16 protein-coding genes are annotated in these 21,296 nt (G+C 42.1%); 4 read left to right on the top strand and 12 right to left on the bottom strand.

From position 1 onward, the window contains the following. Positions 1-16 precede the first annotated feature (16 nt). From ACTH6U_RS05280 to ACTH6U_RS05290, 3 genes are read right to left on the bottom strand one after another with little or no spacing between them, the layout of a single operon-like run. Positions 17-436 (bottom strand): acyl-CoA thioesterase, encoded by a 420-nt coding sequence (locus ACTH6U_RS05280; RefSeq protein WP_441831751.1) that lies wholly within the window; start codon positions 434-436, stop codon positions 17-19. Positions 437-446: 10 nt separating this feature from the next. Continuing rightward, positions 447-2,006, bottom strand: a complete 1,560-nt coding sequence (locus ACTH6U_RS05285) for an indolepyruvate oxidoreductase subunit beta family protein (protein WP_441831752.1) — start codon at positions 2,004-2,006, stop codon at positions 447-449. A gap of 10 nt (positions 2,007-2,016) precedes the next feature. Next, the gene (locus ACTH6U_RS05290; RefSeq protein ID WP_441831753.1) at positions 2,017-4,215 is read right to left on the bottom strand and encodes a thiamine pyrophosphate-dependent enzyme; all 2,199 of its coding nucleotides are present in this window, start codon (positions 4,213-4,215) and stop codon (positions 2,017-2,019) included. An 858-nt stretch (positions 4,216-5,073) separates the two neighbouring features. Here ACTH6U_RS05290 and ACTH6U_RS05295 point away from each other — a divergent pair. Beyond that, entirely contained in the window at positions 5,074-6,063 is a 990-nt protein-coding gene (locus tag ACTH6U_RS05295) for an AraC family transcriptional regulator (RefSeq protein WP_294109780.1), read from the top strand. A 153-nt stretch (positions 6,064-6,216) separates the two neighbouring features. On the opposite strand, the gene ACTH6U_RS05300 is transcribed toward ACTH6U_RS05295, so the two are convergent. The 7 genes from ACTH6U_RS05300 to soxR all read right to left on the bottom strand — a co-directional run bounded on the left by ACTH6U_RS05300 (position 6,217) and on the right by soxR (position 12,967). Beyond that, positions 6,217-7,110, bottom strand: a complete 894-nt coding sequence (locus ACTH6U_RS05300; RefSeq protein WP_294109782.1) for a SphA family protein — start codon at positions 7,108-7,110, stop codon at positions 6,217-6,219. Between the two features lie 75 nt (positions 7,111-7,185). Further along, the gene (locus ACTH6U_RS05305; RefSeq protein WP_336430992.1) at positions 7,186-8,799 is read right to left on the bottom strand and encodes a phytoene desaturase family protein; all 1,614 of its coding nucleotides are present in this window, start codon (positions 8,797-8,799) and stop codon (positions 7,186-7,188) included. Positions 8,800-8,802: 3 nt separating this feature from the next. Then, positions 8,803-9,585, bottom strand: a complete 783-nt coding sequence (locus ACTH6U_RS05310) for a cyclase family protein (protein WP_336430993.1) — start codon at positions 9,583-9,585, stop codon at positions 8,803-8,805. 14 nt (positions 9,586-9,599) lie between these two features. Further along, a complete protein-coding gene (locus ACTH6U_RS05315) occupies positions 9,600-10,136 on the bottom strand; it encodes a flavin reductase family protein (protein WP_294109787.1) in 537 nt (178 codons plus the stop codon). Positions 10,137-10,151: 15 nt separating this feature from the next. After that, positions 10,152-11,396 carry a styrene monooxygenase/indole monooxygenase family protein gene (locus ACTH6U_RS05320; protein ID WP_294109789.1) on the bottom strand — a complete coding sequence of 415 codons (1,245 nt, stop codon included), beginning with the start codon at positions 11,394-11,396 and terminating at the stop codon, positions 10,152-10,154. A 35-nt stretch (positions 11,397-11,431) separates the two neighbouring features. Further along, entirely contained in the window at positions 11,432-12,271 is an 840-nt protein-coding gene (locus ACTH6U_RS05325) for an SDR family oxidoreductase (RefSeq protein ID WP_294109791.1), read from the bottom strand. Between the two features lie 198 nt (positions 12,272-12,469). Further along, the gene (gene soxR, locus ACTH6U_RS05330) at positions 12,470-12,967 is read right to left on the bottom strand and encodes a redox-sensitive transcriptional activator SoxR (RefSeq protein WP_294109793.1); all 498 of its coding nucleotides are present in this window, start codon (positions 12,965-12,967) and stop codon (positions 12,470-12,472) included. Between the two features lie 331 nt (positions 12,968-13,298). On the opposite strand from soxR, the gene ACTH6U_RS05335 reads away from it, so the two are divergent. Genes ACTH6U_RS05335 through ACTH6U_RS05345 form a run of 3 tightly spaced genes read left to right on the top strand, consistent with a single transcriptional unit; the run spans position 13,299 to position 17,696 of the window. Further along, positions 13,299-14,408: an efflux RND transporter periplasmic adaptor subunit gene (locus ACTH6U_RS05335; protein ID WP_441831793.1), complete on the top strand. Its 1,110-nt coding sequence runs from the start codon at positions 13,299-13,301 to the stop codon at positions 14,406-14,408. Between the two features lie 10 nt (positions 14,409-14,418). Beyond that, positions 14,419-17,520, top strand: a complete 3,102-nt coding sequence (locus ACTH6U_RS05340; protein ID WP_441831754.1) for a MexW/MexI family multidrug efflux RND transporter permease subunit — start codon at positions 14,419-14,421, stop codon at positions 17,518-17,520. After that, positions 17,520-17,696: a hypothetical protein gene (locus ACTH6U_RS05345; RefSeq protein ID WP_441831755.1), complete on the top strand. Its 177-nt coding sequence runs from the start codon at positions 17,520-17,522 to the stop codon at positions 17,694-17,696. Before ACTH6U_RS05340 ends, ACTH6U_RS05345 begins: the two co-directional genes overlap by 1 nt. Positions 17,697-17,758: 62 nt before the next feature. Here ACTH6U_RS05345 and arnT read toward each other — a convergent pair whose 3' ends face one another. Further along, a complete protein-coding gene (gene arnT, locus ACTH6U_RS05350) occupies positions 17,759-19,405 on the bottom strand; it encodes a lipid IV(A) 4-amino-4-deoxy-L-arabinosyltransferase (RefSeq protein WP_441831756.1) in 1,647 nt (548 codons plus the stop codon). A gap of 465 nt (positions 19,406-19,870) precedes the next feature. After that, positions 19,871-21,145, bottom strand: coding sequence for a bifunctional O-acetylhomoserine aminocarboxypropyltransferase/cysteine synthase (locus ACTH6U_RS05355; RefSeq protein WP_294109801.1), 1,275 nt, complete (start codon positions 21,143-21,145; stop codon positions 19,871-19,873). Between the last annotated feature and the right edge of the window lie 151 nt (positions 21,146-21,296).

Below are 21,296 nucleotides of genomic sequence, written 5' to 3' on the forward strand. Positions count from 1 at the left end.
TTGTGACTTTGTGCCGTTACACCGGTTGCTGGGTTAAGGCGTTATAAAGCGCTTCAGGTATCGCTATCGACTGATGCGTTTCTAATGAAGTTGTGACATAGGTTTGCGTAACTTGCATACGCAATTCACCGCTTAAACTGGTACAACTTTGGCGTAACGTTATCGATTTACGACCAATACGTTCTACCTGTAATTCAAGCTGCACGTTATCGCCCATGCGACTAACCGCTTTAAATTCAGCTACTAGATGAACCGTAGGTAATCCAAAGCGTTGATCAAGGATGTATCCAGCAAAACCTTCGGGGATCAACTCATCAATCCAACGCTCTAATAGATTGTTAAACATCACGAAATATTGTGGATAAAACACAATTCCCGCCGGATCACACTCAGAGAAATGAATTTTATGTGGTCGAGTAAATTTCAGCAGACTCATGATATTTTCCTTATTCCATCGCCAAACGTTGGCGGCATTTTTTTAATTCGTTGCCATGTTCATCAGCAAGTGCTGCTTCACGTAGTTCTCGCAAATTAATGGGTGAAAGTTGGCTACCTTGGCGTTGAACAATTTCCATTAAGGTTTGAAAGTTGCGCAAACCTCGTGCGTGAGTATCGCTATAGCCCTTAACCACTCTCTGGCACTGCACGATTTCCGTGGCTAATGCAGGATTAGTGCGAGCCGCTTCGACAACGGCGATTAACCAGTTATCAATGCGTTTATTTTCCAATTGATAACGTAAAGTTGAACGTCTTCCGCGCCGCCAAGCCGCCAGCAGGTACAACTGTAAAAACCCACCGAGAGAACTGGTAGTGATAGTGCGGCCCTTTTGTGCAAATTTGCGAAGCGCTTTGTGAAACCAATGTGGACGCATAAGCCAGCGACCTAAATTGTTGGGAAGCGTCTCGCAAATTTCTTCAATACGTGGATGCATAAATTCATTTATGTCCAAAAGTTGGTTATCTTTTGCCTGTACCTCGCTGCGTACTCGGGCAAAGCGGCTATCACGAATTTTAAGATCAGCAACGCGGATGGTGTCTTCATAAGACATCCAAAGTGCCAAATGACGAACAAGAGCACGCTGCAAGCGCTCATCTTGGCCGCCTTCTTGGGCAAATAGTTTTTTGAGCCGCTCTAAATAAAAAGTGGCGTATGCAGGGTCTTGGTAATCAATCAACCTGCGAACCCCTTCAATCGCTAAATAGTGAACATGAGGAGAAAATTCGGTTTCAATACGAGCCAATAATGCGGCAACGAGTTTATTTTTGGGTGCATGAACAACCTGTTGCGCAGCAGGAGACACATAAGCCTCTTCAGGTTGCGCTGCTTTTTCAGCGCCAAGCGTGAAAGCACGTAAACTAGGTTTTACACCGACACCACCGCGTACAATAGTTTCTTCAAATTGTTCACGGCTAAATGGCAATACACCAGAACCAAACAAGGCACCAAATAAGACAGCGCTGATCACGCTGCCACTGTCTTGCGCCGCTTGAGCCATATCGAAATGAATAAATTGGCGAGCCGCTTGACCTGTATGACGTATTAAAGCTTTGCTATCGACACGCCCGTCGCCCATCGCTGATTTTTCTGTGATGGAATAAACACGATGTGTCGAACTAATTAATGTGGTGCGCTCTGGTGTGACAAAACCACGTTGCACCGCTCTACCGGCTTCCATTAATTCAGAAGCAAGGACAATATCAACATCACCGGGCATCGGCATTTGCGCCAAGACAGGGGTAGGTGTTTGCGGATTATCCGCGCCCGGAAATAACTCAACATAATAAATAGTGGCACCCGTACGCTGTGCTACACCCGGCACGGAGGTCGTTTGCGCAAAATAGCCGTTTTCTTCGCCTAAATTGACGACCCAGTCGGCGAGTACACCGCCGCCTTCACCGCCCATGGCTAAAATAGCGATTTTTATTGGTTGTAATGCGATCATCGACTGCATTGTTGACGATGAATGTGCCGTTGATGAATTTATTGTTGATGAATAAGCAGTCATATAGGCCTCTTTAAAAACTCAATTGTTCACGACGACGTGAATCACGACGTTGTAAATAGCCAATGAACCAACCGCGAACTCGGTGGCGCAATTTGTCCCAACCATTTGGATTGGTAATAATTTGAGCTTTAAAAAAAGAAGGACACAACACTGCGGCGTGAGAAACTTCACCGCATAAACCACAGCCAACACAGCTGTCCATCACCGTTGCGACCGGATCTGTTCTGAGTGGGTCTTGACTTGGTTTAATCGATAACGATGGACAACCCGATAAACGAATACAGGAGTGATCCCCCGTGCAAGTATCAGGATCAATACCAAAACGTTCACGAACAACCCGCTTACCTGCTGCAATATTATTACGAACGACTTTCTTTTCACGTCGCTGCTTATTCAACATGCATTCACTTTGCGCAATCAGTACTTTCGGCCCACTTTCATTGGTGGTCAGTGCTTCGCGCAATGTTTTAGTCATGGTTTTAAGATCATAGGTATGCTTAATTGTTTTCACCCAATTAACACCAACCCCTTTCACTGCTTTTTCAATTTCATGACCTGTACTACGAGTTGGGTTTAATGCAGTCGATGACAAAATATCTTGGCCACCAGTTGCTGAGGTATAGTTATTATCAATAACGATAGTTAAGTTATCACTACGGTTGAATACACTATTGGCAATCCCACTAGTTAAACCGTTATGCCAAAAACCGCCATCCCCCATAACAGAAATTGCTCGTTTGCTAGCTTTTGCATTCAATGCCGCTGCACCCGCCCCACCAAGGCCATAACCCATAGTGGTATTACCTAAATTAAATGGAGGAAGAATCGAAAATAAATGACAGCCAATATCAGCACTGATGTGATGTTCACCAAGTTCGCGTTCTACCAATTTCATGGCAGTAAAAATAGGCCGCTCAGGACAACCGGTACAAAACCCTGGTGGGCGCGCATGGACAGTCTCATCCAAAGTTGGTTCAGCGGCATTGACATACTCAGGCTCTAAATCTTCAATTAGTGGCGCTGCAACATTAATAGTTGGAATACGAATTTGTTTTGCGGCGGCTTTAACTTGTGGTGCAATTTTTTCATAACGTTCAAAAAAGGAGCGAATACCCGCCAAGACGGTTGCCGTGTTATATTCTCCCGCCATCGGTAGCATATCTTTACCGTGCAATGCCGTGCTAATTTCGCGCTGACGCAAAATATTAGCGACATTCTGCTCAACAAAATTTGGCTGACCTTCTTCTAGGACTAATATGGCTTTTTTATTACGGCAAAAACGTTCAAACTCATCATCAACTAATGGGTATGCTACGTTCATGACATACAATGGAATTTGGCTGTTACCAAATACATCCGCCAGCCCAATTTTATTCAACGCGCGGATCAGTGTGTTGTAACAACCACCTTGTAATGCTATTCCCACATCATCGGCATCTTCAGAAAAAAACTCATTCAGCTCACGCTGTTTAATGAATTCGATTGCAGCTGGCCAACGAGATGCAATTTTCTCTTTTTCGTGTAAAAAACTCGCAGGCGGTAGAACTATCCGACTGACATCACGCGTTGGATTTTCGAGTGCATCTTTAACTGTATATTTAGGATGTTGATTATCAGCACAAACAAATTGACCATGCACATGGCAAGAGCGAATACGCATTTGCAACATAACCGGAGTATTACTCGCTTCAGAAAGGTCAAAACCATCTTTTACGGCTTGAACAATCGACGGTAAATTGGGGCGAGGGTCTAACAACCACATTTGAGATTTCATGGCAAAAGCATGACTACGCTCCTGCATAATTGACGATCCTTCACCGTAGTCTTCACCGACGATAATCAGCGCGCCGCCTAATACGCCACCAGATGATAAGTTCGCAAGAGCATCCGACGCCACGTTGGTACCGACAGTCGCTTTAAAAGTCACAGCACCACGTAGCGGATAGTTAACAGAGGCGGCAAGTGTTGCCGCAGCAGTCGCTTCACTAGCACTATTTTCAAAACGAATACCGTATTCAGATAAAATATCTTGCGCATCAGCTAAAACGTCCATCAAGTGAGATATTGGTGCACCTTGATAGCCGGCAACATAAGAGACACCAGATTCTAGTAATGCTTTTATTACAGCAAGGATGCCTTCACCGCTGAAAACGTCACCTTGCCCTTGTCGTAATTTTTGAACTTCTTGTACAAACGAGCGCTCAGCCATTTTAACCTCACCAATCAACATCAGAATGTTTTTATCTTTTTTGTGTTTCTTATTTGTATCTTTTTTGTTACGTATAGGTCAATCCATGATTAATCATGGATATTAGATTTATGCAGAGAGTGGATAGGACATGCATATAACGGACAAATAGACTGTAAAATAAGGGAAATATTGCAATTTTCTAAGGATATGCGTTGAGGTGAGAAGTAAAATTTAATAAGCAAAAAACACTATAAATCATCACTTAACCATTATTAAGCCCTACAAATATAAAGGTGATAGTTGATAACGCTAAGTAATCACATGCAAACAGTTTATTAAATGGTTTCCTATATTAACTATTAGATGAATATATATAACAATATGATAAATCATGGATATTTTGCTATTTTTCAAAAAAATAACTTTATTTTTTATATTGTTAGTGACATCACAATAACCATACTCTTTCTGTATTTTTGCATTTTCTGGATAGTTTTTGCACATATTCGGCTAGGTAAGGCAAATTGTTTATGTTATGTTCAAATCACAATTAGTTACAAATAGTTTAATGAAATGTTAAATAATGAGACTAGGTTAAAATTAACAACTCACTCAAACCAAACATAAAATTGTAGACATAAACTAATTCGCATCATCGATAATCAATAGACTAAAAAATAAAAACAACACCTTGATTTTATTAAAATAATAATACATATAAACATCAGATATATGCTCTAAATAATTCAAGTTGTAGGTAGGCGGCAAGAAAAGCTATCCCGATGAGCATACATAAGTATGTGATTCGGGTTGCTTTATGATGCCAACACCCCTACAGCTTTAAGTATGAAGAGCATTAAACTGGAGGTATCTCCGATGCTGAGCAACACAACACCCATAGAAAACCAACTCTGTTCTTCAGAACGGTTACTCTTTACCTCTGCTGATCCTGAAGAAATAAAATCGATGGTAGGCCGAGTCATGAAGCCCCATCAGTTTCATTTACTTAATCCACATCAACGCCTTGATGCGCGTATGCACTATATTCCAATGGGCGATATTTCCCTTAGCCGTTTAAGATATGGCGCTGATGTTTGTATTGTCCCGGGTCAACTTCAAGATTTTTTTCTCGTACAAATGCCCCTCTCAGGAAGTGCTATTATTGAAAGTGGGGGAAAACATCTAGAATCCAATCCACAAATGGCGTCAATACTCAGTCCTGAAGAATCCACAGCAATGCGTTGGAATAGCGATAACGACCAATTCATGCTGCGCATTTCACGGTCACTACTAGAACGTTCTTTGGTTGGACAACTCGGTCATACCTTAGATAAGCCTTTAGTCTTTGAACTAGGATTTGCTTGGCAGTCTTGCATTGCGTGGCGCACATTAATGAATTATTTGATTGAATGCGCGACAAAAACGCCCGATCTACTCCAACACAAATTGATCGCTACTCAAGTAGAACAACTAGTTTCAGTCACATTATTATCTACTCATATTCATAATTACGCTGAAGACTCGGGCTTAAGAAGAGCGACAATTCGTCCTCGCCATGTTCGCCGTGTCCAAGAATATTTAGAAGCTCATGCCCATGAACCTATTACGGTTGAGCAACTTGCACATATTGCAGGGGTCAGTTTACGTAGCTTATATGCTGGATTTAAAGAGTTTTTAGATATCAGTCCGATGCAATATTTACGTGATTTACGAATGGAGCGAGTACGCGCTGAATTGTTATCTGGGGAAGCCACAAATGTCACTGGTGTCGCATTGCGCTGGGGCTTTGCACATATGGGCAGATTTAGCGCCGAATATAAACATCGTTATGGCGAAACACCAAGCCAAAGTATGAAAAAAGCCTAATTAATCCAAATAGCTAATTATTATTAATACAAAATATCCATAAGCTAATTAACAAATCATTAAATTATTATTAATCAGAGAAACTCTTCACCAGAAAGCACCGCACCATGATCATTTACTGGGCGGTGCTTTCTCATTAATTACTGAAAATAATTAGAATGGAATTGAAGCCTTTAGATAAATTTGTGAACCTTCTGGACGATTTCTTACACCAAAATCTTTCTCCCACTTAGCCGTAAACAACCAGCCTTGTGGATTCGCATAGCGAATTGATGGTCCAATCGCATAAGCTCGAGCCTTACCTTGAGCTGAATTGTCACCGCTATCATCCGTTGTTTGCCAGAAGGTATAGCCGCCAATACCCGCCACCCAACCATTACCAAATCCCCAACCTAATGCATAATCGGTATGAAAGGCCTGCCCTGAGCGGGTTTTCGTATCATTGTTTTTGAAATTAAAGTCATACATCATTTTTAAATCGGCATTGATTCCAACAGGTGGAATATAGCTAATTGCCCAAACTGGCTGTAGCGCCCAGTAATTCTTACCTAAGCTTGATGGATCTGTTTTGCTGTATTTTCCTGTTGGCGCATAAGCATCTAAGCCAACCACATAATGTAAATCAGCGGATGGATGAAAACCCAATGCAGGACCAAAAGTAACATCCCCCAAGCCTCGACTGGTATCTTTTTTCCCTGCCGCTTTTGCGGTCACATCTAACAATGGGACGATAGTATGAAAAGCCAGATCGCCACCCAGTATCTTTTGATCAGTAACCCAAATTAAACGCGGCGCTAAAACATTCACATTCACACTAAAACCCGGAACGGGTATTTTATCGCCTTTGTTATCTCGCACACTGTCATAGTGCGCATTACCGCCGTACATCAATACATGAACTCCTGGCGGTGGCAGCGCACCTGACATAAAATTCTCTAATCCGTCAGGATAGATCCCTAATCCTCCCCCTTCGGTTGCAACAGCACCCAATGAAAGTGCGCCGAGACACGAACCTGCTACCAGCTTGCTGATTGTTTTCTTATTCATCATTTTTCCTGCCATAGTGGGTTGTCTTACTGTGTGTGCTTTGCTTGTTATTGTGCATTTCCATTGCTTATTTGATTATGTTCTACGTTTTACAGCTAATTTCTGAGCAACTAAATATCCTGAGCCGCCACCAAGACCGGGACCAGGATGAGTTGAGGCTCCAATATGAAATAGATTTTTCACTGCGGTTTGATGTGTTTTTGTTTGCCCTGATGCAGCAAAAGGACGTAACCAGAAAAATTGATCAGGTGAGCAGGTTCCTGAATAAGGATCGCCACCAACCAGATTACAGTTGTAATTCTCTAAATCTGCTGGAGAAATTACTTTTCGTCCAACAATTAAGGAAGTAAAACCAGGCATGACCAACTCTAAACGTTGCTGGATTCTATCCGCGACTGCTTCACGGACAGTTTCATTCCAACGACCATCCGCTGGAACTGTAATTTCCCCTGCCGCATCACCTTTTAATTGACGAGGTAATTCTTGCATCTGGATCCATAAGATCCACCCACCATCAGGGGCTCGACTTGGATCTAATGCGGTTGGCTGGCCAATACCAAAAGTCGGCCTGTCAGGTAAATAACCATTATTCGCTTGTGTTACCGATAGACAAACTTGTTCCATACTTTCCGTAAAATGCACTAAAGGCACATTGCGCAATTCAGGGTTACACCATGGCGGCGGCGCACTCAATGCAAAATGGATTTGCATACCTGCTCGTCCATAACGATAGCCTTTTGCACTTTGCATCACTTGGGGAGAAACATCATCAAGTAATGAGCCATACAACTGAGTCGGCGTCACATTGCACACCACACTTTCAGTGGCATTGAACACTTCACCATTTGCAATGACACCCGTCGCTCGACTATTTTTTCCACTGCCTTGAGTGATAATTTTCTCAACATGCATTCCCGTTTGTAATTGACCGCCGTGCTCTTCAATGACTTTGGCAAAAGCCTCGACAATACGGAAACTTCCCCCTTTAACAACCGGCATTCCACCTGCAACAACCGCGGCAAAAGTAAGCTTACCAATCAACGCTGAACTAGCTTCATCAGGCCCGAGTCCAGTGTGCAACACCCATGGAGCCATCAGCGCGCGACTAAAATCATGCTGTAATTCACGTTCAGACCAACGACGAAAACTTTCAACACCCGACTTAGCGAAATCAAGCAATCCATCAACGCCGCGTTTGCGCCACTCAGAAAACAACAGCTTTAACATGCCACCGCTATACGGATTCTGTCCTAACAAACCAAAAGTTAGCGCCGCATCTTCTGTAAATAATTTATCGGCCATTCGACGAAAGACCAAACCATCACCAGGAGCAATACTATCGAGTTGCTTAGCCGCTTCAGCAATATCACGTTTTAAAGCAATTGATTTACCATCCGGTTGAACCAATCCGGTTGAATAATCACATTGCGCAAATTCCAAACCCTGTTTTTTTAAATAGGGTTCGAGCTCTTGATAACCAGGACTGCCCACAAATAAGGAATACCAGCAAGAAAGCAGGTCATGGGTATAGCCTTCAAATAAATTTTCTGTACGAATACAGCCACCTAAGCTTTCATTTCGCTCAAGCACTAAAACCGATTTTCCGCGCACTGCCAATAAGGCGGCACACATTAATGAGTTCATTCCACTGCCAACAACAATGACTTGAGGATCGGAGAATGTCGCCATACCTCACCCCACGAGTGCGAGTACACGCAAAGGACTACCAGAACCGCCTTCAATTTTCAAAGGCGCAGCCACAATTACCACTCCTGTTGCAGGCAGTTGATCGAGATTCTTCAAACATTGCAGGCCATATTTGTTATTGCCATGCATTAAAGTGTGGCATGGATAAGGCACCGGCCAAGCGTAGGATTGCCCTGCATCGGTATTGATAGTTTCAACGCCAAAACCTTTTACATCACGCTGATGAATAAGCCACTCGACCGCCTCTTGAGAAGGCCCCGGCGTATGAGCGCCGTCTTCACGCATATTGACATACGCTTCTGGATTATCTGATTTTTTCGACCAATCAGTTCTAAACAAAACCCAAGCATTTGACGGAATTTTTCCGTGTTTAACTTCCCACTGTTGTAGGAAATCGACAGTCAGTACCCAATCCGAATTTTGTGCCACTTCTTTACTCGCATCAACAACCACTGCTGGGGCAACAAAGTGGTGCACAGGGATGGTATCAACGGTGTTATTGGCTTGATCTTTACCACTTATCCAATGAATTGGGGCGTCAAAGTGGGTGCCAGTATGCTCACCACAACTAAAATTATTCCAATACCATGCAGGACCATTGTCATCATAGCGGGAGATTTGCTCCATACTAAATGACCATACCTGTCCGAATTGCTCCGGCAGTTGCAGCGCAGGAAAAGACGGTGATAGCGTCTGTGTCAGGTCGATAACCTGAATATTGCCTTGTTGTAATTGCGTGGCAAATGACATTAATAATTGCTGATCCATAGTGTCTCCTGCGCCTAGAGCGCGTCATGTAAAGCAGTAAAAGCACCGCTATGAAAAACTAAAGGTTTACCCGTTTCACTGCCAATACGGCGAACATGTCCAACCATTAATAGATGGTCACCAATGTGATCCTGTTTGTGATTTTCACAAACTAAAGTGACGATAGCCCCATGTAATGCAGGTAAACCTTCTGGCGTAATATGAATGGCAACATTCTCAAATTTATTTTCAATACGAGGATTCGCAAAACGCATGGCTAGCTCTTGGTGATCCTTACCCAAAATATTAATAGTGAAATGCTGGCAATCACGAAATGCTGCTAAGTTCGGCGAATGGTTAACTAAACTCCATAACACTAGCGGAGGATCGAGTGAAAGGGATGCAAATGAGTTAATGGTCAACCCAACATCACGACCATCCGCAGTACGCGTCGTGACGATTGCCACCCCTGTCGGGTAGCAACCAAGTAAATTGCGCAACGTTTTTGATTCAAATTCGGTATGACCCCATTGGCTGTCACACATTAGCGTATCCTCTGCAATCATAGACATACTGATTCCTTCCCGTTAAGCGCGGGCTTCTTCCATCATTTGTGATTGAATATAGGCTTCGCAGGCTTGCCCATCTTTCCACCATGGGAATAATACTGGCGGATAGTTAAAAGCATTCGCGATAGTATGGGCGAGTGATGGCAATTGTTGCGCCGCACCTAATAAGTGCAAAATATGAGGCTCTGGCGGGGCTAATAATGAATTAGTCCATTCCACAACATTGCGGCCGTATTTCCAGAATTGCTCGAATGTTTCAGTCATCCACTCCGCGGTATAAGCCTTGTCTCCATGCGCTAAAATCGCGTCATAATAGACTTTGCACGCTTTGGTGGCATTGTTAGAACCTTGTCCTGTGAGTGGGTCATTGGTCACTAATGCATCCCCTAATCCGAACACTACCTTGCCCGATGGCAATGTCAGAACAGGTTTACGTACCGTTGGTGCAAAACGACCCGCCAGAATACCGTTATCATCGGTCAACTCGATATTGCGGCAACGATCCGCTTCCCAAGGTAAATATGTGTTGAGGATCTTTTTGCTATAAGCCAAATGTTCTTGTGGAGTACGCGCTTCATTCCATTGATCCATCGGCCCCCCCGGAACGCCTTCAAATACCATGATGTGACAATCGCCACTATTAGTAAGTGAGGGGAACACAAAATATTCGCCAATACCGGGGATCAAATTAAAGGAGACTTGTGAATATTCTGGCGTTGGTAACATGCCATGAACATAAGTCAGCGCTAATGCGCGCTGTGGCTTATCATAGGGTGAGCGAGATGCATCACGCTCGAGAAGTTTGACTATCTCGCCTTTACCACCTGCGAGTATCACTAAATCATGAGTTTCAGCTAAACGCTCAAGCTCAGCAACACCCACATCTTCGATGCGCAAATTACCGCCACGAGCGGCAAATAGCTCCATCCAGTAAGGCATTTTGATTCGTTGATCAACTGCCTGTGCATAGTTATCTAAGCGAGAACGCCATGTGATCGCTTTTTCACCCGGTTTTTCTGGATGGGGAACGGTAAAGCCAATACCTTCAACGGGTGGGCATTCGTCTTCCCAAAAGTTAATTCCTAGGTCACGCTCAAATTGCAGTGAAATATCAAACATACATTGGCTAGACATCACGCGACCATTTTTGACATCATCCGGTGTGCGGTTAGTGGCGACGGTGACTTCATAACCTTTGTTCAAGAGGCCTAAAGCCAATGGCATACCCGCTTGACCACCACCTACGATTGCAATACGACGCATAGTTTATTCCTCAATGAAATTAAAATGATGATGTCTTATTCAGCAAGACGGGGAATTGCGGGTTTAGCCTGTTCAGGCCCCATAGCGGAGTAACCGCCATCGACAGCGTAATCTGCGCCAGTAACAAAACTTGCCAGATCAGAAAGTAGGAAAGCCACCACCTGAGCAATTTCTTCAGGATCGCCAACACGTTTTAATAGGTGATAATCAGCCGCAACGCGGTCTGTTTTTTGACGATCGCCACCCGTAATTTCATCCATCACTCGAGACCATGTCCAACCGGGAGAGACCGAATTCACACGTATTCCCTCGGCGGCATAATCCATCGCTTGGCTACGTGTCACTTCAAGTAAGGTTGATTTTGATGCGGGATAAAGCCAACGGCCTGTCTGGGCGACAGAAGATGAAATACTGGTAAAATTAACAATCGCGCCTTTGCCTGCTTTTACAAAATGCGCCTTAGCAAATTGTGCCGCCATGACAGCACTAACAACGTTAATATTCAAAGCAGTGAGCCAATCCTGCCTTGTGGATGACTGGCCTTCATCAAGATAAGTGGCAGCCAGATTAACTAAAAAATCGAGTTGACCATATTTTTGCGCAACTCTATCAATACCTTGTTTAAGCTGTTGATCATCAGTAATATCAACCGCTAAAAAATCGATACTAGGCTCAGACTGAGCGACTTTTTCGCCATTAATTCTATCGATATCAAAAATGGTGACTTTAACACCATAAGAGCTCAATATTTTCGCCACTGTTGCGCCAATCTTAGTTGCGCCTCCGGTGACAATTGCAACTTTCCCCTGCAAACCTTTCATTTTTGTGCCCTCTTCTTGCTCATTCGAAACAATGCATTCACAAATAATTAACATGACTTATCATTGCGCAAAAAAAGGAAAAATCGGTAGCCGCTATACGCAAAGATTATCCAATCAGCGCGGCAATTTGAGAAATAAAGTGATGATATAATTAGACAAATAGCCACATTAAGCAGTGGCTATCCAAAAAATGAAAAGTGTGAGTTACCACTATGAAAAGAAAAAGGGATAAAATATTGCGCCATAATCGCTTTATGGACGTTCTAAAATTTGTGCTCCTGGGCCTCGACTTCCTAAAAAATCCTCAGGGTTGCGCAATGGACAATCGCTGAGTGAGAGACAGCCACAACCAATACAGTGATCTAACTCATTACGTAAACGAGTTAACTGTTTGATTCGTCGATCTAAAGATGTTTTCCATTGCGTTGACATCTCTTTCCATTGCTCAGAAGTTAGCTTACTGTTAGCCGGAAAACGTCCCAGCGCATCTTGAATCTCCTTCAAAGGGATACCTGTACTTTGAGCGACTTTAATAATAGCGATATAACGCAGCACAATGGGTGGAAAACGTCGCTGATTTCCTTGTGTTCGGGTACTTTGAATCAATCCTTTTGACTCATAAAAATGCACCGTGGATACCGCCACTCCAGAACGACTCGCAACCTCACCTACCGTTAAAGCCCTACTAAAATCAATGGGTTCTTCTTTGACTTCCCTTATTTTTATCGTTTTTGTGTCTTTGTTTTCCATTTTCATACACCTTTGCTTGACCTCAACTTAACTTAAGGTTTTATAGTGCCCCACTCTGCACTTGTCAATTAAAGTTATTTTTAAGGGGGAGGCACTATGTCATCGATAATCAACAAAATTTTAGAGAGCAACAAGTGTGGATTATTACTCAGGTGTTGATCTTAGTTTTATTTGCTTCAACCAGCTTAGCCAAAATCACAATATTTTGGGCAATCGAACATGTGCACTTATGGGTGAGTTAATAGTGGTGGCTATTACTGAACATTTTCGGCGTCTGTATTTCACGCAAACTGCGTAAAAGTAGTAGGAAACTAGAATGACTAAAAAAAATATGAATAAAAAAACAATAATAACCTTCTGTGTAACATTACTCACAATAGGTAGTGGCGCAGCCATCTATTCGACTTATGCACAACATGATGAAAATAAACAAACCGCTTATCAATATCCTCCTGTCAAAGTAGCCTTAGCACCCGTCACTTTAGCGAGTGCCCCTCGTACATTTTATGGCGTAGGCGAATTAGAAGCTGGTAACCAAGTTTTTGTTGCCGCGGAAACTCAAGGTCGTATTACTAAAATCTATTTTGAATCTGGTCAGCAAGTTAAAAAAGGCCAACTTTTAGTTCAACTCAATGATGCCGTCGAACAAGCCGATTTGACTCGCTATCAAGCACAAATGCGCAATGCAACACGCTTGTATGATAGAACACGCTCACTAGCAACTCAGCACTTAGTAGCAGAGGCTCAAGTTGATAGTACCCGAGCAGAACGAGATATCGCCCAAGGACTTATTTTACAAACCCATGCCTTGATCGCCCAAAAAGCTATTCACGCCCCTTTTGATGGCGTCATTGGTATTCGTCAAGTGCATGATGGACAATATTTAAGCCCTGGGGAAGCCATTGCTAGCCTCGTTGATACTCAAACATTAAAGCTCAATTTTTCATTAGACGAACAAGCTTCACCTGAACTACACCAAGGACAACTTGTTGATATTTCTGTCGATGCTTACCCCGGAAAAGTCTTTCCCGCTCGCATTACCGCTATTGACCCACTCATTGGCAAATCACGGACTATCGCCCTACAAGCCACATTAAATAATAGCGATGGCACATTAAAATCTGGCATGTATGCCAATGTTAATGTTGTTCGCCAAGTGAGTAATGAAGTGCTGACGATCCCTGAAACAGCAGTAACGTATACCGCTTACGGTGACACTGTTTTTATTACAAAGGGGAGTGGTAATGCCATGACTGCAAAACGAATTTCAGTCAAAACCGGTCAACGCTGGAATGGAAAAATCGAGATAGAACAAGGTTTAAAAGCAAATGATCAAGTCGTCACTTCAGGGCAATTACGTCTAAATGATGGTTCGCCAATCACGCCTATAGCGCAAGATACATTGTCTCAACCGATGATAGATACGGCTCAAGGTTCATAAGGAAGACGCTATGAAATTTACTGATATTTTTGTTCGTCGACCTGTTTTGGCACTCGTGGTCAGTGCATTAATTGTTTTACTCGGGTTATTTGCATTAAGTAAATTACCTATTCGCCAATATCCACAATTAGAAAGTGCCACTGTTACCATTACAACTCAATATCCTGGTGCTTCAGCAAAACTCATGCAGGGATTTGTCACTCAACCTATTGCTCAAGCTGTCTCTTCTGTTGAAGGCATTGATTATTTATCTTCTTCATCAGTACAAGGAAGCAGCCTTGTTACTGTACGTATGGCGCTAAACCGTGATTCAACACAAGCGCTTACTCAAGTCATGGCGAAAGTGAACCAGGTCCGTTATAAATTACCAAAAGAAGCCTATGACCCTGTAATTGAACTCTCCTCAGGAGAATCAACTGCTGTGGCCTACATTGGTTTTTCCAGTACCAATTTATCCATTCCAGCCTTAACAGATTACATTTCTCGCGTCGTCGAGCCAATGTATTCCTCTATTGAAGGCGTTGCTAAAGTACAAGTTTTTGGTGGGCAACAACTCGCAATGCGTTTGTGGTTAGATGCCGATAAACTTGCTGGCCGAGGACTTTCTGCCGCTGATGTTGCTGAGGCGGTACGCAAAAACAACTACCAAGCCGCTCCCGGTAAAGTAAAAGGCGAATACGTGCTTTCTAACGTTTACGTTAATACGGATTTAACTAACGTTAACGAATTTCGCGATCTCGTCATACGCAATGATGGCAATGGTCTGGTACGTTTAAAAGATGTTGGCACGATTGAACTCGGTGCATCTTCAACCGAAACCAGTGGTTTGATGAATGGTGAACCCGCGATTTACTTAGGATTATTTGCCACCCCAACAGGAAACCCCCTTGTCATTGTTGATGGTATGAATAAATTAATGCCTGATATCATCAAAACATTACCACCCGAAGTGAAAATTGAGATGGCATTCGAAACATCTCGCTTTATCAAGGCCTCCATAAGCCAAGTGGTCAATACCTTAATTGAAGCATTACTTATTGTTATTGTAGTCATTTATCTATGTCTGGGTTCAATTCGCAGTGTCATTATTCCTATTTTAGCAATTCCCTTGTCCATGCTCGGTGCCGCAGCCCTAATGATGGCTTTCGGATTTAGTATCAATTTGTTAACGCTACTTGCGATGGTTCTAGCCATTGGGCTAGTTGTAGATGACGCTATTGTAGTGGTCGAAAATGTACATCGCCATATTGAAGAAGGGAAATCGCCTGTACTTGCGGCATTGATAGGTGCCCGAGAGGTCTCAGGGCCGGTAATTGCCATGACAATTACATTAGCGGCGGTCTATGCGCCCATTGGCTTGATGTCGGGTTTAACAGGCGCTTTATTTAAAGAATTTGCACTGACTTTAGCTGGTGCCGTCATCGTTTCCGGTATCGTGGCATTAACGCTTTCCCCCGTCATGAGCTCATTTATGTTGAATTCACAGCAAAATGAAGGCCGAATGGCACGAATAGCAGAAAAGTTCTTTGCTACGCTTGCTCGCTATTACACTGTTGTACTTAATTTTTCCCTCAATAATCGTTGGATAACGGGTATTCTGGCGATTGCTGTCGTAATCAGTTTGCCATTACTTTATCAATCAGCCCCTCGCGAACTTGCGCCCGTTGAAGACCAATCCAGTGTACTGACTGCAATTAAATCACCGCAACATGCCAATCTTGAATATGTTGAACGCTTCTCTCACAAATTACATGATGTTTTCATGCAATTACCCGAGACCGAAAGCACTTGGATCATTAATGGTACCGATGGCCCATCGTCAAGTTTTGGGGGCACAAATTTGTCGTCATGGGAAAAGCGTGAACGCCCCGCATCCGCAATTCAGTCCGATTTACAGGGTATGGTAGGGGATGTTGAAGGAAGCAGTATTTTTGTCTTTCAATTACCGGCCTTACCCGGCTCCACAGGGGGATTACCGATTCAAATGGTATTAAGGAGCCCGCAAGACTATCCAGTGTTATATAAGACAATGGAGGAGATTAAACAACAAGCTCGGAAAAGTGGCCTATTTATGGTGGTCGATAGTGACCTTGACTACAACAATCCAGTAGTTGAGATCCGTATTAATCGAGCCAAAGCAAATAGCCTAGGCATTAGCATGCAAAATATTGGTGAATCACTCAACTTATTAGTTGGTGAAAACTATATAAACCGCTTTGGTATGGATGGCCGTTCTTATGATGTTATTCCACAGAGTATTCGCAGCCAACGCCTAACACCGGAAGCACTATCACGCCACTATGTAAAAGCTCAAAATGACACCATGATCCCGCTTTCAACGGTTGTGGATATCAATACACAAGTTGAGCCCAATAAACTTACTCAGTTTAATCAACAAAACGCAGCCATTTTCCAAGCAATTCCTGCACCAGGCGTTACTCTAGGGGAAGCAGTTAGCTACCTTGATACTATCGCAAATGAATTACCCGCAGGATTTAGCCACGACTGGCAATCCGATTCGCGCCAATATAAACAAGAAGGAAACACCCTCGCCTTTGCCTTTATGGCGGCGCTTCTTATCATTTATTTAGTTTTAGCAGCACAATATGAAAGCTTAGTCGACCCACTGATTATTTTGATTACCGTCCCACTGTCCATTTGTGGCGCCTTGATCCCACTCGCTTTGGGTTATGCCACCTTGAATATTTATACTCAAATAGGATTGGTCACTCTAATAGGACTTATTAGTAAACACGGCATTTTGATGGTGGAATTTGCCAATGAATTACAAGCCCATGAAGGATTAGACCGACGCCAAGCTATCTTAAAAGCAGCACAAATTAGGTTACGCCCTATCTTAATGACCACTGCGGCAATGGTTATCGGTTTAGTGCCTTTACTATTTGCAACTGGTGCCGGAGCCAATAGCCGCTTTGGATTAGGCCTCGTTATTGTAACCGGGATGTTAGTGGGTACTTTGTTCACGCTATTTGTTTTACCAACCATTTATTCACTACTTGCCCGTAATCACAGTACAACCGCACTGACACCAAGGCGTTATGAGCTTGCAGAAGCCAATCGTCTGATTAAACACACTGAGGAGATATCTTAATGAGAAGTTCTTTAACAAGTCATCAAAGGGATAACCGCATCATCAATGAAATCGACGTCAATGAGATGAGTAATAGTATGGCAATGCTATTTATTTATCATGGTCCTGCTGCGCCAACAAAGAATAAACAACTTGCAGACAAAAATGAAAATAGCATACAAAAAATAGTTCGCTAGTCTAACTACGTCGATGTGTTTAGGTTAGAAACCGCATAATAATTTATTATGCGGTTTTCTATTTAAAGCCCTTCGTAGAAAGCAAAAACCAGTTTACCTTCTTTAATAATGATGGGATTGCCGGGTAATGCATCGAGTATCGTATCTTGAGAACTATCAACCACGACAGCAACATCACGATAATGATTGTCTTCCAATAACTTAGTCAGTTGATCTAAGCGATAAAAACGATTTACCGCATCAGGATACTTCAATCCATAACCTAACTCACCCGTTTGATGAAGCATCGTAATATCACTACGTTTTAATACCCATGCTAATGACGTCCCGAGCCCTACATTGTTTGTCAACAAAACAGCTCTTTTCGACAACTTGTCTTGGTACTTAGCAATCACATTTTGCGGAGTATTGTTACTTTCAATATACTTTGGAATAACATGACCAACACTCAAGCTCAGCACCAAAGTGCACGCGGCGGCGAGATACCAAAACTTTGGTTTAAACGACACCAAAGCCACAAGTGTCCAAAATATAAATGCACCTGCGGCTAACCATAGCTTATTGCTTTCATCTATTTGATAAACATTAATTTTAGGGAAATATGGTGAAGTAATAATGGCAATAGTGGCTATCAGGCCAAATACGATATTGATACAGGCATTTAGACGCACAGTACCCACTTTTTTCTGCAAAAAAGCACTATCAATATAAGCTGCCATTAAAATAGCAATAGGTGCAATGCAGGGTAAAATATAGGTAAGTAACTTTCCTTTTGTAATACTGAAAAAGAGGAAAGGTATGACTAGCCAGAGCAGAAAATACAGATGAATACCTTTTTGGCGCCATGCATGAGCAATAGAAGCAAATAAGTATCCTAACCAAGGAATAACAGCGGCTAATAAGATAGGGATGTAAAACCAGATTGGCGATTTATTTTGAGCGTCGTTAGACATGAAACGCTGTACATGTTCAACCCAGAAAAAATAATGCCAATAATCAGGCTCACGGCTCGCGATAACAAAAGCCCAAGGTAAGCAGATTAGAAAAGCCGTAAATATAGCGACAAATGAAAAGAAAAATATTTCTTTAAACTGTTTAAAATAAATAGCCGCAACCGAACATACCAATGTAGGTAATACTAAAACTAAAAAACCTTTGGTTAATACCCCTAAGCCACACGCAATACCAATAAAAATAAAGGCGATAAGTTTATGAGAAAAGTACTTTGTGGTTAATCCCCATTGAAAAAAGAAGATAATCATCGTAATAAATGCTGTTACGATGGGGTCTAGGATATTATAAGTGCCAATGGTGAATACCATTAACATAGAGAGATAAATAAAAACGGCATTAAAAGCGATATTTTCTTTTTTCCAAGCCATTTTTGCACTGAGGTAGACAAAAAAACCACTTAATAATGTACTAAATACCGCACCTAGCCGTACTGAGACATTATTTTCACCAAACAACATTTGAAATACGGCACCAACCCAATAACCAAAAATAGGTTTTTCAAAGTAACGTATATCAAGCAGTTCCGGTACACTCCAATTATAACTACGGATCAATTCACGACTTATTTCTGCGTAACGTAGTTCGTCTGGCTGCCAAAGCAACCGGCCATTAAGTGGGATAAAATAAGTTACTAGTACAAATCCAAATAACAGACACCATTTTAAATAGGCAATTTTATTATTTGCCATAATCATCTCATCTCAACCATTCTTTTTATGAATATCTAATAATTAGGGACGCTTTAACACAAGATTAATGCTCATGATCTTCCAATCATTTCCATTATCGTTGGCTTTACTAAACCCCATATAAACAAATCAACAATTTATTTTTAGTAACCTTGCTGTGTATAAACAATCAATAAATGAAAACAAAATTTACTTCGATAAGATGAAGATAAGAATCAACATATCAGACTCAACCTAAAAAAAATAGTTCAGCGCTCCTGCTGCTATTTTCACTCAATTCATATAAATGCTCATTTCTATGTCATATGAATATCATATTAGTTGTCATACATAGTCAAAATAAGCGTTAAACACCTAAGCCCCATATAATAGTGCCCATAAAAAACTGCTATTGATAATAAAAATCATCTAATAGCAGTTGTTTAATTGATGGTTTAAAATGAAAAACCAACTAAATTTTGAGCTTAATCTTTATTTAGCAGCATCTAACGCTTGTGCTAAATCGGCTAAAATATCATCAATATGCTCAATACCAATCGATAAACGGATCATATCCCGCGAAACACCCGCTTGTGCTAACTCGGCATCATTCAACTGACGATGCGTAGTTGACGCTGGATGACAAGCCAAAGACTTGGCATCACCAATATTAACCAAACGCACAATTAATTTTAGTGCATCAATGAAACGCCCACCAGCCTCTTGCCCACCTTTAATACCAAATGACAAAATACCCGCTGGTTTGCCATCCATGTATTTTTGCGCCAATGCATGTTCAGGGTTACTCGCGAGGCCTGCATATTTAACCCATTCAACTTGTGAATGTTTATCTAAATAATTCGCTACTTTTAATGCATTTTCAGTATGGCGATCCATTCTTAACCCAAGTGTTTCAAGCCCTTGAAGAATTAAAAATGAATTGAATGGTGAAAGTGCAGCGCCAGTTCCACGTAACGGTGCAACGCGACAACGGGCAATAAAAGCCGCTGCGCCAAAATGTTCGGTATAACTTACGCCGTGGTAAGCAACATCAGGTTCAATTAATAGAGAAAATCTATCTGGATATTGTGCCCATGGGAATTTACCCGAATCAACAACCATTCCGCCAAGAGAAGAGCCGTGCCCACCAATATATTTAGTTAATGAATGAACTACAATATCCGCACCATATTCAAACGGGCGACATAAATAAGGCGTTGCGACGGTATTATCAACAATTAAAGGAACACCATGACGATGAGCAACTTCGGCTAGTGCCTCAATATCAACGATAAAACCGGCAGGATTAGAGATTGTTTCACAAAATACTGCTCTAGTTTTATCATCAATCAGCGCTTCAAGCGCAGCTAAATCATCATGCTCAGCAAAATGTGTTTTAATCCCTAAACGAGGTAACGCATGGGCGAGTAAGTTATAGGTTCCACCGTATAACTTAGCAACGGAAACAATATTATCCCCTGCTTGTGCCACTGTTTGAATCGCATAAGTAATCGCAGCCATTCCTGATGCAACAGCAAGCCCCGCAATCCCACCTTCTAAAGCAGCGACGCGCTGTTCCAATACATCATTAGTTGGATTCATAATACGAGTGTATATATTCCCCGCCACTTTCAAATCAAATAGATCAGCGCCATGTTGTGTATCATCAAAGGCATAGGACGTAGTTTGATAAATTGGCACTGCAACAGATTTCGTTGTTGGGTCTGGAGAATAGCCTGCGTGAATCGATAATGTTTCTAATTTCATTTTTTATCCTTGTTATAGCGCACCAAAACGGTACTACTCACTACAAGCCGATTTAACTAAGCTATAAGGCGACCATTATTTGTTACTGACTGTTATATACCAATCGATATTACCTAAGCGTAATTTTCAAACAACTATCTTCACTTGAAAT

Origin of the sequence: Providencia sp., assembly GCF_052096715.1 — a bacterium.
Classification (GTDB): Bacteria; Pseudomonadota; Gammaproteobacteria; order Enterobacterales; family Enterobacteriaceae; genus Providencia.